Source organism: Chryseobacterium sediminis (assembly GCF_008386505.1).
Lineage (GTDB): Bacteria > Bacteroidota > Bacteroidia > Flavobacteriales > Weeksellaceae > Chryseobacterium > Chryseobacterium sediminis.
The window spans coordinates 426,195-442,602 of sequence record NZ_VUNZ01000002.1 but is presented as its reverse complement, the minus strand read 5'-3'; the positions used below and the strand labels follow the sequence as shown (position 1 = coordinate 442,602).

The 16,408-nt window shown below is 38.1% G+C and carries 12 protein-coding genes and 1 pseudogene; 6 read left to right on the top strand and 7 right to left on the bottom strand.

Annotated features, from left to right (window positions below; all coding sequences use genetic code 11):
• Window positions 1-13: 13 nt before the first annotated feature.
• Window positions 14-691, top strand: a pseudogene (locus FW780_RS14055) (ATP-binding protein); the annotation flags it as partial.
• Between the two features lie 456 nt (window positions 692-1,147).
• On the top strand, window positions 1,148-4,255 hold the full coding sequence (locus tag FW780_RS14050) for a non-ribosomal peptide synthetase family protein (RefSeq protein ID WP_149834158.1): 3,108 nt from the start codon (window positions 1,148-1,150) through the stop codon (window positions 4,253-4,255).
• Between the two features lie 116 nt (window positions 4,256-4,371).
• Here FW780_RS14050 and FW780_RS14045 read toward each other — a convergent pair whose 3' ends face one another.
• Complete coding sequence (locus tag FW780_RS14045; RefSeq protein ID WP_149834157.1) at window positions 4,372-5,598, bottom strand: spondin domain-containing protein; 1,227 nt, start codon at window positions 5,596-5,598, stop codon at window positions 4,372-4,374.
• A 290-nt stretch (window positions 5,599-5,888) separates the two neighbouring features.
• On the opposite strand from FW780_RS14045, the gene FW780_RS14040 reads away from it, so the two are divergent.
• Entirely contained in the window at window positions 5,889-6,620 is a 732-nt protein-coding gene (locus tag FW780_RS14040; protein ID WP_149834156.1) for an AAA family ATPase, read from the top strand.
• Window positions 6,621-6,664: 44 nt separating this feature from the next.
• Here the strand turns inward: FW780_RS14040 and FW780_RS14035 are convergent, their stop codons facing one another.
• Together FW780_RS14035 and FW780_RS14030 are read right to left on the bottom strand one after the other, a co-directional pair.
• Entirely contained in the window at window positions 6,665-7,141 is a 477-nt protein-coding gene (locus tag FW780_RS14035) for a YdeI/OmpD-associated family protein (RefSeq protein ID WP_149834155.1), read from the bottom strand.
• 80 nt (window positions 7,142-7,221) lie between these two features.
• Window positions 7,222-9,426, bottom strand: coding sequence for a S46 family peptidase (locus FW780_RS14030; protein WP_149834154.1), 2,205 nt, complete (start codon window positions 9,424-9,426; stop codon window positions 7,222-7,224).
• Window positions 9,427-9,512: 86 nt separating this feature from the next.
• Between FW780_RS14030 and FW780_RS14025 the strand changes: the two genes are divergently transcribed.
• The gene (locus FW780_RS14025; protein WP_241676913.1) at window positions 9,513-9,947 is read left to right on the top strand and encodes an META domain-containing protein; all 435 of its coding nucleotides are present in this window, start codon (window positions 9,513-9,515) and stop codon (window positions 9,945-9,947) included.
• A 104-nt stretch (window positions 9,948-10,051) separates the two neighbouring features.
• Here the strand turns inward: FW780_RS14025 and FW780_RS14020 are convergent, their stop codons facing one another.
• The 4 genes from FW780_RS14020 to FW780_RS14005 form a co-directional block, all read right to left on the bottom strand.
• A complete protein-coding gene (locus FW780_RS14020) occupies window positions 10,052-10,468 on the bottom strand; it encodes a hypothetical protein (RefSeq protein ID WP_149834153.1) in 417 nt (138 codons plus the stop codon).
• Between the two features lie 6 nt (window positions 10,469-10,474).
• Window positions 10,475-12,997 (bottom strand): beta strand repeat-containing protein, encoded by a 2,523-nt coding sequence (locus FW780_RS14015; protein WP_149834152.1) that lies wholly within the window; start codon window positions 12,995-12,997, stop codon window positions 10,475-10,477.
• A gap of 6 nt (window positions 12,998-13,003) precedes the next feature.
• Window positions 13,004-13,477 carry a T9SS type A sorting domain-containing protein gene (locus FW780_RS14010; protein ID WP_149834151.1) on the bottom strand — a complete coding sequence of 158 codons (474 nt, stop codon included), beginning with the start codon at window positions 13,475-13,477 and terminating at the stop codon, window positions 13,004-13,006.
• Window positions 13,478-13,640: 163 nt separating this feature from the next.
• Window positions 13,641-14,348 (bottom strand): LytR/AlgR family response regulator transcription factor, encoded by a 708-nt coding sequence (locus FW780_RS14005; protein ID WP_241676912.1) that lies wholly within the window; start codon window positions 14,346-14,348, stop codon window positions 13,641-13,643.
• A gap of 193 nt (window positions 14,349-14,541) precedes the next feature.
• Between FW780_RS14005 and hflX the strand changes: the two genes are divergently transcribed.
• Together hflX and FW780_RS13995 are read left to right on the top strand one after the other, a co-directional pair.
• Window positions 14,542-15,768, top strand: a complete 1,227-nt coding sequence (hflX, locus tag FW780_RS14000; protein ID WP_149834150.1) for a GTPase HflX — start codon at window positions 14,542-14,544, stop codon at window positions 15,766-15,768.
• A complete protein-coding gene (locus FW780_RS13995; protein ID WP_149834149.1) occupies window positions 15,768-16,403 on the top strand; it encodes a DUF4919 domain-containing protein in 636 nt (211 codons plus the stop codon). The genes hflX and FW780_RS13995 overlap by 1 nt, the downstream gene beginning before the upstream one ends.
• Window positions 16,404-16,408: the final 5 nt, after the last annotated feature.

The window sequence follows — 16,408 nt, the reverse complement described above, 5'->3', positions numbered from 1 at the left end:
TTACAAATTTACAGGGGGAAGCTACCCGCAGCCCGGCGAGATCTCCCTTGCACATAACGGCGTTTTGTTTCTTGATGAGATGCCTGAATTTAAAAGAACGGTGCTGGAAGTGATGAGACAGCCTCTGGAAGATAGGGAAGTGACCATTTCAAGAGCCAGATTTACCGTAAATTATCCTGCGAGTTTTATGTTGGTAGCTTCTATGAACCCCAGTCCAAGCGGATTTTTTCCCGATGATCCTAACAATACCTCATCTGTGTATGAAATGCAGCGGTATATGAATAAACTTTCAGGACCGCTGTTGGACAGGATTGATATTCATATTGAAGTACAGAAAGTAGAGTTTGAACAGCTTTCTGAAAAAAGAAAAGGAGAAAAAAGCAAAGACATCAGAAGTCGCGTACTGAAAGCCAGAGATATTCAGAATAAAAGATACCAAAGCTTAAATATCAGCAGTAATGCCCAAATAGGACCTAAAGAAATTGAAGCTTTTTGTGAATTGGATGAAACATCTTTCGGACTCATCAAATTAGCGATGGAAAAACTTAATCTTTCAGCAAGAGCTTACGACAGAATTCTGAAAGTAGCCAGAACAATTGCTGACCTCGAAGAATCTGAGAGTATTCTGTCTCATCATATTTCCGAAGCCATACAATACAGAAGTCTGGACCGGGAATTTTGGAATGGTTAATTTTTATTATTTGATTGATTTTAAAATAAATACAGATGATTTTTTCATAAGTTTAATTCTATTCTCTGGAATAAACATAGGAATTATGTAACACATAGGTTAAAATATTATGTTAAGTTTGATTGCCAAATCATTAAAAATATTACATTATGAAAATAAAATTTTCAAACACAGAATAGTAATCATCTTTAACCTCAGAAGAATAGGTCAGACATATTCTTTCATCTTTTCGATTGCAATAAATAACGTTTAATCGTTGTTTACGTTCCGCTCATTGAGCAGATCGCTTCAAGTCCTGTATCATTCAGTTTTTGAAAACTATTATAAATCACATTTAGTAAATAAACTGTGGCTATCCCTTATGTCCGGTTATTGCTGCTTTTTTAGTTTAAAATCAACTTTATGGAAGGCAGAGGCTGTTGATTACAAAATTTTTAACCAAATTACATTATTACTATGTCAAACGCAATTCCCTCATTAGAAACCTTATCAAAAGGTACAACTGTATTACTGTCATCTGAAGACAGAGAAAAATTGTTAAACGGATTCAATAAAACCGGCTGGGACTATCATCATGAAGAAACATTAGAGTCCCTTTTCCGAAAACAGGCACTTCTTCATCCCGATAAAAAAGCCGTTGTTTTTCAGGATCAGGAGATCACGTACGGTGATTTGGATCAGAGAAGCAACCAGATTGCCAATTTGTTATTAAGTAAAGGAATCAAAGAAGGTAAATATGTTCCTATCTGGCTGGACCGTTCTTTAGAATGGATTGTTGCCGTTCTTGGCGTGATCAAAACAGGTGCAGCATATGTTCCTATAGACCCCGCTTATCCCGTTAAAAGAGTAGAATTTATTCTTTCAGACACCAATGCCGATATGATCATTACCAATAAAAATCTTGAAAAGCATCTATCCGAAACGGTAAGAACAAAAGTACTTGATCTGAGCAGTATGGAGAATCTTGATGACTTACCTTCTGAATATCCGGAAATAAAAATTCACCAAAACAACCTGGCATATACAATTTATACTTCAGGATCTACAGGAAAACCGAAAGGGGTAATGGTAAGTCATCAGGCTATTCAGCATCTGGTAACCTGGCATAATCATCATTTTCACGTGGATCAGAGTTCAAAACTGACTCTTGTAGCAGGATTGGCGTTTGATATATCTGTATGGGAAACCTGGTCTGCTCTTACTTCAGGTGCAACTCTTTTTATTGCAGATAATGAGGAGAGAACAGACCCTCATGCACTGGTTGATTACTACAGGAAAAATCAGATTACCCACGGTTTTGTGCCTACTGTTCTGGCTCCTCCGGTAGTTAATTGTACCCGGAATTATAATGACCTTAAATTGAAATATCTCTTTACAGGTGGTGAAAAGCTGAAACCTGTGCTTACTACAGAATTAAGCTACGAACTGATAGATTATTACGGACCTACGGAATGTACTGTATTTGCAACATTTAAAAAAGTAAAAGATATCAATGGAAAATATGTCTCTTCAATAGGGAAACCCATTGCCAACGCAAAAGCCTATATTTTAGGTGAGAATAGGGAATTGCTGCCAGTAGGAGCAGTAGGAGAATTATGCATCGGAGGAAATATTTTAGCAGATGGATATCTTAATAATAAAGAACTTACAGATTCTAAATTTATTGATAATCCATTCCGGGAAACAGAAAAATTATATCGTACAGGAGATCTGGCCAAATGGAAACCGGACGGTGATATTGAATTTCTGGGAAGAATAGATAATCAGGTGAAAATTCGTGGATTTAGGGTGGAATTGGGGGAAATAGAACGCACTCTAGTTCAACAGAAAGATATTAAAGAGGCTTTTGTTATTAGCAAGGAAACAGAGGGGAGTACTCAGTATCTGATTGCTTTTGTTGTATTAAAACCTGAAGCTGAGAAAGATGTTTCATCCGTTAGAAACGCATTGAAAGAAGAACTTCCGGGTTATATGATTCCTGCCCAAATTGTTTTTATAGATAAAATTCCGTTGACTGCAAATGGTAAAACAGATACTCAATCTTTAAAAGAACTGGCAGATAAAGAGGCAAAAGAACTCATTTCATTTGAATCGCCAACCAATGAGACAGAAAGGATTGTTGTTGATGTCTGGTCTTCAGCTCTGGAACGTTCTGTTATTAATATTACAGATAATTTCTTTGATATCGGCGGGAACTCCTTGTTGGTGGCAGCAGTTGCCGTAGCATTGCAAAGAAAGCTGGATGTAAAAGTCTATCTGCGGGATATTTATCAGTTTCCGGTATTACAGGAGCTTTCAGAAGTTCTTATTGCCAGATCCAGAGAAACAAGAGAAGCTGTTCCAGTGGAAGATGTAGAGCCTTATGTTGCCTTGCAGAAAGATGTTTACCTTGCTCCCGGAACTGTTTTTGCAGGTGGATTTGATCCTAAACAAGTAGAAAACCCTAACACGATTTTTTTAACAGGCGTAACCGGATTTGTGGGAATTCACCTTCTGCAGGAGCTTCTGGATACTACAAACGCTGAAATTTACTGTCTGGTAAGAGCGCAGGATCAATTTCACGCGATGGAAAAAATTGAGAGGTGCTTTAAACAATATCACATTCCTCAAAAAGAAGAACAGAAATCGAGAATTATTCCGGTAGTCGGAGATCTGGCGTTGCCGGCATTGGGACTGTCAGAAGAAATATTCACAAAACTGGCAAAACAAACCGATCTGATTTATCATTCCGGAAGTTCTGTAAACTTCATTGAACCTTACTCTTACATGAAAGCCCCGAATGTAGAAGGATTAAGAGAAATCATCAAATTGGCGGGGGCAGAAAGGACCAAATGCCTTGCTTTGTTATCCACCATTTCGGTGTACAGCTGGGGACATGTGTTTACAGGAAAAACAGTGATGCTGGAGTCTGATGATATTGAACAGAATTTAATGTCTGTAAGTAAAGATATTGGCTACGTAAGAAGCAAATGGGTAATGGAGGCCGTAGCAGATCTGGCCGCAAAAGAAGGTCTGCCATTGATTACTTATCGTCTTGGATATGCAATGTGTCACAGTGAAACAGGAGCAAGCGCCTCCTATCAGTGGTGGTCCGGATTGGTGAAAAACTGTATAGAATTCAAATCCTATCCTGCATTGACTGAGCTTAGAGAAGGCCTTATCACAGTAGATTATATGACAAAATCTATGGCCCATATCACAAAAAATAAAGAGGCAATAGGTAAAAAATTCAACTTGATTGCCCGCCCGGAAACCAATCTTACATTGGAAGGGTTCTTCGGACTCATGAAAAAGTATTATCCTTTTCCATTGAAAGACCTTCCTTATAAAGAATGGAGAAAACAATGGGAAGATGACAGTAAAAACCGTTTGTATCCGCTGACAAGTCTTTTCAGGGACAATATGCATGAAGGGTTATCTACGGTAGAACTTTATCAGAATACCTATATATGGGATTGTTCCAATGTTATTCAGTTTCTGGAAGGATCGGATATTCAGGAACCGGTATTTGATAAAAAAGTACTGGATTCCTATTTGAAATACCTTGGAATTCCGGTTGAATAGTATTTGATAATTGAAACAAAGCCCAAACAGATTCTGCTTGGGCTTTTATAATGTTTATTCTTGTTTTTCGGGGCATTTTACCACAACTTAAAAGGTCAGGCCTTTTACCTTGAAGATTAATTCACTGTTACTTTAATCACATTCTGGACAGCAGGAACAGGATATTGGGTTCCTACTTTGGAAATAACCATATTTTCACTTTGCGGAGTTCCTCCAAATAATGCCTGATGATTTCCGGCTCCCGGATATTGATCAATGCCCGTTCCGGAATCAAAAAGTGTGGTTTTTGAAGTAATATCTCCCTTAGTATTGGCATCAATACTTTGTTCATTAGCATAGAACCAGTCATTGGAAAAACCAAACATGGTTGCATAAGCAATTTTATCACCCGGCTCAGCATTAAAGCTTGTGGTTACTTTACTTCCCGGAGCTACAGGAGCATTCCCTGCAATATATACCCCTTTTACATTGGATAATGATTTTAAACTGTTTTGGAGCTTGGTTACATTTCCAAACTGTGCAATGTCTTTCAGCCCCATTCCGCTATCTGCTTTACCCAATTCATAAATTGGATTTTTATCACCACGATAAACAATAATTAATGTAGGAGAAAGCCCTGTCATAATTCCCGTATTGGCATTCAACTTGGTCATCATTTTGCTGATATTTCCCATTTGAGCAATATCTGTGATCTCAGGATTTGATAAAGCGTTAGGAGTGAAAAACGGAGCATTGTTCAACAGTTGAGAACCGTTGTAGTTGGAAACTGCCCATACACCGGGAGAAAAAGGAGTTTCGTTAGCCGTTCCACCAGATGTATTGGTAACTGTAAGAGTAAATTCTGAAGTTACATCATTGTAAGCAAGATTGAGCTTCATAAGCTGAGATGCATTTACATTAGGAACCTGCATGATAGGTTTACTTTCAGCCTGGCCTGTCATATTATCTTTAGTTCCGTTGTCCCATAATAGTACGCTTGAAGAAACATCTCCGGTAATCGCATTTCCGTTGGAATCAAATAGCTTAATGCCTGGCTGCTGAGAAGCAAAAAACCAGTCTTTTGAAGCTCCGTACATGGTTGCAAACATCAGAGCCTGTGTTTTTCCTGCATTGAATTTAAAAGAAACCGATTGTCCGGGCATAATGACGGGAGGAGTTCCTGTTCCCTGGAAACTTCCGCTTTGTACAAAATCTTTAGGGGTTGCAACATTTTCAACAGTGATGGTTCTCTGAAAAGACATATCCGTCATCATGTCGTCATTTGAATCACTGCATGAAGAAAGGGTAAACGCAGCGGAAATAACTGCTGCTAAAACTGTAGTTCTGAAAAAAAGTTTGTTCATAAAAGTAAATTTTTTATAGTTATAAATGATATCTATAACTATAGTCGGCTACTTTTTGACATCCTGACAAAAAATATTTGATTTTTTTAAAGGTCAGAATTTATAACGGTCGATAATGGAATAGGAAGCCAATATTTTGTATGGTGGATTAAAAATAGAAAAACTTGATCCTTCTTCTCCTTTTTAGGCGATTAAGTATATACTTATCTTGTTATATTTGTTTTTCAAAACTAATATAAACTATTGAAAGTAAGAGCGAATAGCTTTTAAAGAAAATTAAATATCCACCTATGAATGCAAGTTCCCAGCCTTTAGATAGAGATGATTTTCCTGTTAAGCAGATTTTTACAAATTTAGAGTGGGATGATCTTATTTTGGATCCTGCTGTAAATGAAAAGGTCATACAAACAAGGATTGATATCAAAAGCAGGCTGATTGATAGGGCAACATTATATGGACCTTTAGGTACAGGGAAAACGACTACTGCAGCTTTGCTAGGCAAAATTTTCCTTCAAAATGTTTATAGAATTGATGCTCCAAAACTGACACAGTATAAGGTTGGTGAAATGAAAATTTATTTAGACCAATTTTTTACTCAAGCACAAGAGAATGTCTGGATTCTTGTTCTTCATGAGCCCTACAGTTTGTTTCGGAACTCTGATGCTGAAATTTCAGAATTTCTTATTGAAAAGGTTAAAAATTATAAAGGGATAATGTTATTCATTATTAATGGAGAAAGTCAGGAAGAAAATACATTTTACAATAAAGATTACAAAACCATAGTTTTTACCAAACCCAATGTACAGGAAAGGATAATGCTTTGGAAGGAATATCTTGCTTTCGATGAAGCTCTACTGGATCCTGAATTTTTAAAAGAGATTTCCGAACGTTTTGCTGTAACAGGGGGACAGATTGTAAATGCGGTACGTAGAGCTAATTTAGCAGCTCTTAAAAGAAGTAATCCTTCTGTAATTCAGAGAAAAGATTTGATAGAAGCCATTATAAATGAACTTAAGAAATGACCATGATTTATTTTAATTGAAAAACCTTAGGACAAGGATTGAATTTAAATTCCCTTTTTCCCATCCAGAATCATCTGAATCATTTTTATCTTCCTGTTTTCTCTTGTTTCTGGCTTTTTGGCCTCTTCAATCCAGCGGATATATTCCTTTTTATGAGTGTAGCTCATGTTGTCAAACAGACCTTTTGCATCTGGGTTTTCATTAAAAACAGAAGTGATGTCATCAGCAATTTCAACCACTCTTTCTTCTTTGTCTTCAGTAAGAGAAACAGAAACCTCATCTCCGAAAGTTTTACCAAGCTGTTTTCTCACTTCCTGGGTAAGCCCTAAAATATGACAGTCTGATTTCATTTTGGCAAGGCTTCCACGATATTCAACCTTACCATCAAATAGGGTTTTAATTTTTACCTGTCCTTTTTTGTTAAACAGCTCTTCTGTGGAAAAAGGAAATTCTACAAACGCAGCATTTATCTCTCCGTTTTGCTTAATAATAGCCGTGAATTCAATATGTTGAGGATTCATGATGAAAGATTTTAATAGTCAAAAATAAAAAAACCGTGAAAGTAAATTTCACGGTTTCAAAAATAAATCAAATAAGATTATTATTTTTTTACTTTTTTAGGCATTGTTGTAGTACCTGAATTTTTAGTTTTTGTATCAGCTGGAGTGTTTTCTCCTCTTACAAGCTTCAATTCGTCAACTAATCTTCTTGCACCCGCAAACTTGTCAATTGTCCAAAGAACAAAACGAACGTCTACGTTGATTGTTTTCTGCCATTCCTTTTCAAATACGATATCACCGCTTAATGCTTCACTGTTACCATCGAAAGCAATACCGATAAGGTTTCCGTCTGCATCGATTACCGGAGAACCAGAGTTACCTCCTGTAATATCATTGTTAGAAAGGAAGTTTACAGGCATATAACCTGCTGCATCAGCATACTGTCCGAAATCTTTAAGGTTGTAAAGGTCAATCACTCTTTGAGGAAGATCAAACTCTTCATCACCTTTCTTGTATTTTCCAACAAGACCAGCCATATCTGTATAATAGTTATCAGTAATACCGAAATAGTTTCTGTCATTTCTGATAGGTAATTTATCTACAGTACCGTAAGTTAATCTCATAGTAGAGTTAGCATCCGGGTAGAATTTTTTCTCAGGCATAGCCTTCATTAGACCTGCTAAGAACAGACGGTTGTTTTTCGCAAAATTATCATCTATTTTAACAAATCTTTCAGCGCTTATCTTTTGATCTGCCATAATTCCGTTACCTGCTTTCCAAAGTGGATCAGCATCAAGTTTCAATGCATCAGGGTTCAGTAAGAAGTTCGTTGCAGAAGTCTTATTAGCGAAGATTGAAGAATAAGCTAAGTTAGAAACAGTCTTAGCATCCAATCCTAAAATAGTAGCAGAAGCAACATCAGGATTTTTAACTCTTGCCTGGTAAAGACTTGTCATTGCTGCAAGCATTTCTCCTTCCAAAGATGGGTTGAAGTTTTCATAAGCAGCTTTGATAGCAGCTTCAGTTTTAGCTTTCATTGCCAATCTTCCCTGCATATCCTGAGCAGCATAAGCTTTAAGAGCAGATCCTACCTGTAATGCAAGGGTAATATATTTTGCGTTTCTTGAAAACTGTGAAGCATAGTTTCTTTCAACATTTCTTTCAGAAACTTGCTTGTAATAGATTCCAATATCTTCCAACACACCATTGTACTGATCGTTTCCTGGCATTGCAGCCCATCTGTTGTAAGTTTCTTCGATCTTTTGTTTGTCAGAAATAGTTCCGTTTTTCTCTACTGCATCAATAGTTCCCTGTCTATTTTTCCAGTAGTTAGCTACTGAAGCATATTGAGAAGCATAGTTAAGCTGAGTTGCCTTATCCTTATCCATGTACTTTTTCATTACATCCATAGCAAGTTTAGAAGCCTCAACCCAAGCCGGGTAATCTTTAGTTACCATTTGCTGAATTCCGTAAGAAGTCAGGTAACGGTTTGTTCTTCCAGGGTAACCTAGAATCATTGAGAAATCACCAGGCTTAATTCCTTTAAGAGAAACCGGAAGGAAATGTTTAGGCTTCAATGGAGTGTTGCTTGGAGAATATTCAGCAGGGTTTCCTGCAGCATCAGCATATACTCTGAAAACAGTGAAGTCAGCAGTATGTCTTGGCCATTCCCAGTTATCAGTATCTCCTCCGAATTTTCCTAATGATGAAGGTGGGGCACCTACCAATCTGATGTCTTTATAATCCTGATATACAAAATAGTAGAATTCATTTCCGTTGAAGAAATCTCTTACCACTACAGTATATTTTCCGTTCTCAGAGTTTTCTGTCTGGATTGCCTTTGTTTCAGCATCAATAACAGCTTTTCTCTCTGCTCCGGTCATATTGTTGTTTAGTTTAGAAGTGATTCTCTGCGTAGCATCATCCATTCTCACTAAAAATCTTACATAAAGATCCTTTGCATTGAATTCGTCTTTCTGTTTCATTGCCCAGAAACCGTTCTTCAAATAATCTTTTTCTGGTGTAGAAGCCGCAGCAACAGCACCGTAACCACAGTGGTGGTTAGTAAATATAAGTCCTTTATCAGAAACAATCTCACCAGTACAGAAACCACCGAAACTTACGATAGCATCCTTTAAGCTTGAATTGTTTACTGAATAAATTTCTTCAGGCGTAAGGTGTAGACCCTCTTTTTGCATATCAACACCGTTAAGTCTTTTGATGAGCATTAGCAGCCACATCCCCTCATCCGCCCTCATCTGAGCAAAGCCCAGTAAGAAAGTGAATAGTAGAAATAGTCTTTTCATTTTATAAAATAATTTTTGTGTCGCTAATTTACTAATTTTTACGAGATTCTGTCCCGGATTGGTATGAAAATGGGATGATAATCCACATGAAAAAGATACTCTTATCAATTTTTACGGCTTTACTTTTAGGACTTGTTTTGAATTGTTCAGCAGTGCCGGATAAAAATCCTTCTCTACAAAGGCAGTGGATGCTGGTTTCCCTCGATGGTTTTTCAAAAGAACAGCTCATTGCGAATAAAGCAGAAATCAATCTGACAGCCAGTATGGTGGGCGGTAAAATTCAGGGGAATGCCTATATGGGATGTAACCAGATGTCTTTTGTATCCGAATTTAAAAAAGGAGGGAAAGTGAAAATTTCAAACGGTGTAAGTACGACGAAAGCCTGCCAGGATATGAATCTTGAAACCTCTTTTCAGAAGAAATTTGAAACCATGACAAAATATTCGGTAGAAGGACATTTTCTGACCTTAACCGATGATAATGGAAATTCAATGAAGTTTGTAGCCGCCGATTGGGATTAATTATCCATCCACACAATATAAAAGTCCGCTTTTCAGCGGACTTCTTTGTTTGAAAAATCTAGTTTGGTTATCAGCTTTTTGCGGTTATTAGCTTTTGAGGGTCATTAGTTTTTGGGAATTGTTTTTTTTATTTCTTCCAGGGTTGCTGTGTTAGGCAGCCCGGTAACTGTCGGTTTTGTGTTCCTAGAATTTATAGTATTGTGATATGCCTGTCTGTTTGGGATTGTTTTTTTTATATCTTCAAGACTTGCTGTGTTAGGGAGAAGCTTTCCTGAATTGTCTGCAGCTGCCTTGGGCTTAGTCTCCTGTTTTTTAACTTCAAGTCCATGATCGGAAGGTAGTCCGGTATTTGCCGTTTTCTTTTCGTCTCTTTCCTTGGCTTCCTGCATTTGTATTGCCTGTTGTTCTTTTGCTTGTTTTACAACCAGTGCCTGATCTTCCACCGGAACAGCCTGTTTATTTTCTTGAGCATAAATAATAGTGCTTAAAAATAATAACGGGATAATATATGCTATTTTCATGACGGTTTATTTTATGTTGACTAATACTTGAATTTTTCCGATCTCTTTTTGGTCATAATCCTGAAGTGCTTTTCCGATGACCTGTCCTATTTTCACCTTTTTAATATCCGCTTTCATGGCAACACCTGCTTTAGATGAAGTTACCAAAAGGTCTCCTCTTTTTATCTTTCCGTTCTCAAGGCAAACTTTGGTAGGAATTACCCCAATGACACCCATTGGTGCTTTATTGGAAATATCAGTATCAATATGTTCTTCCGTAAGAAGTACACCGGGTTTGGTAGCATATACTCCTGCCACAAGAGTAGAATAGGGCGTTGAAGACTTTTCAACAGTTCTGTCTGCTTTTGTGGAGATGACCAGAATATCGCCAGGTTCATACTGAGAAATGCTTCCGTTTACATCAAATACTTCTGCAACGTCAGCACCACTGTTTTGAGTTCCTCCGTTAAAAAATCCACGTCCGGCAGAATTGATTCGGGCCACATTCACTGTACCTGGATTTCCAGATTTAAATAAAGCGATAGAGCCGTTGCTGTGGGTTTCTACTGTAAGGGGCGGGTTGGTGTTGGCTGTGTTGTAATTCACAAATCTTGCTGCCCGGCCATTACCGAAATTAGGAACCCATGCATAGATAGCGTTTCCGGTTCCGTCTGCAGTAGTTTCTACACCATCTCCTGTGTTGGAGGCATTAGCGGTTATACCATTTCCGTTTCCATCTGCAATGGCAATTAAGGCTGGTCCGTTTCCGGAAGGATTACTGGCATGAAATAAACCTGCATATCCTCCTGTACCAGAAGAAACCCCATAAATCCCTGCTGTACCGAAGTTTGCAAATTGTGAATTTACTTCTCCTCTTACTGCCGCTGATGTTCCGGTAGTTCTATCTACTTTAAAATTTCCTGCAATACCGTTTCCAATTGTGGTTACTGTTACAACATCGCTGGTATTATTCTCATTAAAGATTTCAAATCGTCCGGCTCGTCCGGTAGAAAAAGAAGGAACCCATGCATAGAGAGCGTTTCCTGCCCCATCAATGTTGGTTTCAACTCCGTTCCCGTCTTTGCCTGCATTGGCAGTAATGGCATTTCCGTTCCCATCCGTCAGGGCAATCAATGAAGCTCCGTTACCTGCAGGGTTTGAGGCATAGAATAAGCCGGCACGTCCTCCGGTTCCTGAAGAAATTCCAAAAATACCTGCCGCACCAAAGTTTCCGAAAATAGTGTTTACTTCCCCTCTTACTGCTGCACCAACGCTATTGGTATTGTCAACCAGAAAAGAAGCCGCATTTCCCTGAGTGTTATCTGGAATGTTTCCGTTTCCATTCGTTTCTACCTCAAAAGTATTTCCTGTAGTATTTGTTTGGTTAAAATTTTCAAATCGTCCGGCACGGCCAGTACTGCTGTTTAGACCTACCTGTCCATAAACACCTATACCTGTTCCGGATGTATTAGTAGCAACAAATCCTCTTACCCCATATCCACCACCGTCATTACGCCCTACTACAGCTCCGGCGATATCACTGGTCGTTCTACCCACCACTGCTTCACCAGCTGCGGTGTTATCACCAACAATACCTGCAGAAGATTGAGAGGAGGTGGCACCATGTACCCCAAATCCTGCTCCGGTAGAACTTCTTACTCCGGCTCCGTTTCCGGTGGTAGTAACATTTACAACCGTACCATTTCCTACACTTGATGCACTAAGAGCAACATTATTATTCGCGTTATTGAGGATTGAAATACTCGCAGGGATTCCGTTATTACTGGTAGCATTAAGACCTGTTCCTGTATTACTGTTTGCGTATACCCCAAAACCATTTCCAGTGGCATTTCCATAAACTCCTAAGCCATTAGGGGTTGTACCATAAACACCCCATCCGCTTCCGGCCTGGCTTCCGTATACGCCTACTCCCAGTCCGCCGGTTCCGTTATTAATACCACGAACCGCTGAAGAAAATCCTCCGGGGGCTACATTGGTAACAACCCCTCTTACTGCTGCAATATTGGAGGTTGTTGTATTGTTATTACCTTCTAAAGAGGTTCCGTCTCCATCATTGGTTAATGAAAATAAAGTAGAAGCATTATTCACTGTATTCGTATAGGGAATTGCAAAACTTCCGCCTCCGCCGCCGGCAGATTTTGCATACATGGCATAAGGAACACTAAGCAGCTGGCTGGTTCCTACTATCGTATAGCTGGTTCCTCCGGCAGGGTCAGTTTCTGTTTTTAAGTAATAGCTTCCTGTAGGCCAGTCGATGGTGGCAAATGTTCCTGTAAGTACAGTGCCTGTTCCTATCTCAAGGCTTATAAGTCCGTAGGCATTGGTATTTCCGGTGAGTCTTTCTGAATAGACTGCGGCACCGGCAGGAGACCCCTGCAATATACTCACTTTTACGGCTATCCCTTGATTGACTAAGAGTTGTCCGGAACCGTTTCTCATGACAGCTTGGTAGCTCATTTTTTCCGGAGCCTGAGAAAGTCCCATAAAGAAACCCGTCAGAATCCAAAACAGTAATAATATTTTTTTCATGGCATTTTATTTTTTGATGATTTTGAATGTTTTAATATTTTCTCCGTTTTGATTGATTCTGATGATATACATCGCAGAAGGAAGTGAGGAGAAATTAAGCTCAGATTTTGATTGTGAGATCTTATCTTTTTTTACCAGCTTACCTTGGGCGTCAAATAACTGATACTCTGATCCTTTAAAATTATTTGAGGTAAAATCTAAATACAAATAATCTCTGAAAGGATTAGGGTAAAGTAAAATACCTGTGAGTTCAGAAGAAGTTTCAAGGGAAGTAAGAGTGATAATTTCGTAAGGCTGTTGAACGCCTTCGAGAACTTGTCCTGTTCCTTTTTCGAGGTAGGTCGTCTGGCCTACACTGTAAGAAACAAAACCATTAGCTGCTGAAGCATCCAGTCCGGCTGCCAAAACTGCAGACTGTGCGTGCAGTATGGGGACGGAAAAGACAGACAGAATAATACAATAAATAGATATTCTTTCCATGGATAACAGTTTTGATGATTAATAGATGTGTTTTTTTCTGGGGGAATTTGGGAAGACTAAATTACCACCTATCTCAATGAAGTGACAGGAAAATAGACCAACGGCAGAAATAATCGACCAATGGCATTTTGTGAATTATGGTAGAAGGTTTGTCTGGATATTTTTAAGGATTGAAAAAAGAAAGATTATCCTTGTAGGTGCGCCCGATAGGAAGTTTGATATGATGGGCGAGTTCTATTTCATGACAGCTTTTTCCGCGGATGAGATGACGTGGTACGGCATAGCTTCTGTGTATTCTGACAAAAGAATCAAAGAAGTTTTTTTGCAGAAGATTTCCCAGAGAATTTAAAATACAGTGATTTTTTTCAAGGGTAATGATTCTTGTATAATCTTTCAGGGCTTCCAGATACAGAATGTCTTTCATTTTAATTTGAAAAATATTTCCGCCCTCTTTTATCTTAATGCAGTTTTCTCCCACCATGGCATCATAGCATTTGCATTTCTCCTTTACTTCAAAAAAATCAAAAAGCCTTTCCATAGAATAATGAAAACGCTCTGCAGTAAGTGGTTTGGTAATAAAATCTAAAGTATTGGTCTCAAATACTCCGGCCGCCAGTTCCGGATGTGAGCTTACAAAAATACAGGCAGGTATCTTATGGGCCAGCTTCCGGAATTCAAGCCCGCACATTCCCCGTAAATTGGTTTCAGTGATGAGGAGGTCTGTAGGGAGATCAAGATAGGGAATTGCCTTTTCTGCAGAATCAAAAGAGGCCACAATCTCAATGTTTTGGTATTGTTTGATATAATGCTGAAGAACCAGTCTGTCCAGTTCATCATCATCAATAATCATACATCTAATATGGGTAATCATGATATTCCGGAGATTAGTTTTTAGTTTAAATATTTAACAATCAGAATTTTATTACATAAAGTTATTGATTTTTTATAAAACCTTCACCAGTAAACTTAAATTTATATTAAAATATGTTATTAAATAAAAATTGATTTTGTTTTTTTTCTGAAAAATATTAACTTGTAAAAATCATAAACATAGATAGAACTTAATGTTAGAAAAGAAAGAACATAACTATGAGAAAGCGGTCTTGGTAGGCGTTATTACCCAGAATCAGGACGAAGAAAAACTGACAGAGTATTTAGATGAACTTGAGTTTTTAGCTTTCACAGCCGGAGCAACCGTACAAAAGCGTTTTACCCAAAAACTGACTCAGCCGGATTCCAAAACATTTATCGGAAGCGGAAAAGCAATAGAGATAAAAGAATATGTAAAAGAAAACGAGATCGGAACCGTAATTTTCGATGATGAACTTTCTCCTTCACAGCTTAAAAATCTGGAAAGAGAGATGGAGGTTAAAATTTTGGACCGTACCAATCTTATTCTGGATATTTTTGCCCAAAGAGCCCAGACTTCTTATGCTAGAACGCAGGTAGAACTGGCACAATACCAATATCTTTTGCCACGATTAACGAGAATGTGGACCCACCTTGAGCGTCAGAAAGGGGGAATTGGAATGAGAGGTCCCGGAGAAACGGAAATTGAAACTGACCGTCGTATTATCCGTGACAGAATTACATTGCTGAAAGAAAAACTGAAGACCATTGACAAGCAGATGGCCACTCAGCGTAATAACCGTGGAAAAGTAGTTCGTGCAGCTTTGGTAGGATATACCAACGTTGGAAAATCTACTTTGATGAATTCTATTTCAAAATCTGAAGTTTTTGCAGAAAATAAACTATTTGCCACTCTGGATACCACAGTAAGAAAAGTGGTGATCGGAAATTTACCATTTCTGCTTACAGATACAGTAGGATTTATCAGAAAATTACCTACCCAGCTGGTAGAATCATTCAAATCTACTTTGGATGAGGTTCGTGAAGCTGATCTTTTGATTCATGTAGTGGATATTTCGCACGAGAGTTTTGAAGATCACATAGAATCTGTAAATCATATTTTGATGGAAATCAATGCTCATCAGAAGCCAATGATTATGATTTTCAATAAAATTGATGATTTCAGTTATGAAAAAAAGGATGAAGATGATCTTACCCCTTCAACCCGTAAAAACATCTCTTTGGAAGAGTGGAAGAAAACATGGATGGCGAAATCAAAATACCCAACTGTATTCATCTCTGCTTTAACGAAGGAAAATTTCCCGGAAATGAAGAAAATGATTTACGATGAGGTGATGAAGATTCATATTTCCAGATTTCCGTACAACGATTTCCTTTTCGAATATTTCGATAACGACGAGGAAGAAGAAAGCAACAATTAATGAAATATCACTTTTTCCTTTTATTCATCATGTTTTCGGTTTTTGGTTTCAGCCAGAAATCAAAACTTGATTTAAAAGCTGTTGAGAAAAGTCTCAAAAATTCTGATTCTCCTTATAATTACGAGAAACTTATTTTTAAATATAAAGGATATCCAAAGTCTCTGGACAGTATAGAGTCACAATATCTTTACTATGGAAGAAATTTCAGGAAAGATAAAGTAAGCACGTCAGACGACAGCTTTAAAAGCCTTGCTGAAGCCTTTAAGCAGAATAATTTTGCAGACTGTATCAAGCAGGGAAAAGCCTTGTATGATAAAGATCCTACGAATCTGGATATTTTGCTGATCCTTCTCAGAGCCTATGATTCTGTGAAGGATGGCAGCAATTTTATGCATCACCTGAATCAGTTTCGTTCGCTTACGGAAGGAATAAAAGTCTCAGGAGACGGGAAATCTGAAAAAACAGCCTATATCGTCAATTCTGTAGGAGATGAATACATTCTGCTGAATATTCTGAATATAGGACAGGATTATACAAGAAGCTCGAAACCTGCTAAGGATGGCATGTTTGATGTTTGGGAAAAAGAGGGGCAGCAGCTCTATATTAAAATACTCTATTTGGAACTCACCAATTAATCATA

Bases quoted from the DNA above. Each gene is read 5' to 3' on its own strand.
- hflX (WP_149834150.1), top strand. From the start codon at position 14,542: ATGTTAGAAAAGAAAGAACATAACTATGAGAAAGCGGTCTTGGTAGGC.
- FW780_RS14045 (WP_149834157.1), bottom strand. From the start codon at position 5,598: ATGAACAAACTTTTTTTCAGAACTACAGTTTTAGCAGCAGTTATTTCC.
- FW780_RS14020 (WP_149834153.1), bottom strand. From the start codon at position 10,468: ATGAAAATAGCATATATTATCCCGTTATTATTTTTAAGCACTATTATT.
- FW780_RS14025 (WP_241676913.1), top strand. From the start codon at position 9,513: ATGAAAAAGATACTCTTATCAATTTTTACGGCTTTACTTTTAGGACTT.
- FW780_RS13995 (WP_149834149.1), top strand. From the start codon at position 15,768: ATGAAATATCACTTTTTCCTTTTATTCATCATGTTTTCGGTTTTTGGT.
- FW780_RS14035 (WP_149834155.1), bottom strand. From the start codon at position 7,141: ATGAATCCTCAACATATTGAATTCACGGCTATTATTAAGCAAAACGGA.
- FW780_RS14030 (WP_149834154.1), bottom strand. From the start codon at position 9,426: ATGAAAAGACTATTTCTACTATTCACTTTCTTACTGGGCTTTGCTCAG.
- FW780_RS14050 (WP_149834158.1), top strand. From the start codon at position 1,148: ATGTCAAACGCAATTCCCTCATTAGAAACCTTATCAAAAGGTACAACT.
- FW780_RS14005 (WP_241676912.1), bottom strand. From the start codon at position 14,348: ATGATTACCCATATTAGATGTATGATTATTGATGATGATGAACTGGAC.
- FW780_RS14010 (WP_149834151.1), bottom strand. From the start codon at position 13,477: ATGGAAAGAATATCTATTTATTGTATTATTCTGTCTGTCTTTTCCGTC.
- FW780_RS14015 (WP_149834152.1), bottom strand. From the start codon at position 12,997: ATGAAAAAAATATTATTACTGTTTTGGATTCTGACGGGTTTCTTTATG.
- FW780_RS14040 (WP_149834156.1), top strand. From the start codon at position 5,889: ATGAATGCAAGTTCCCAGCCTTTAGATAGAGATGATTTTCCTGTTAAG.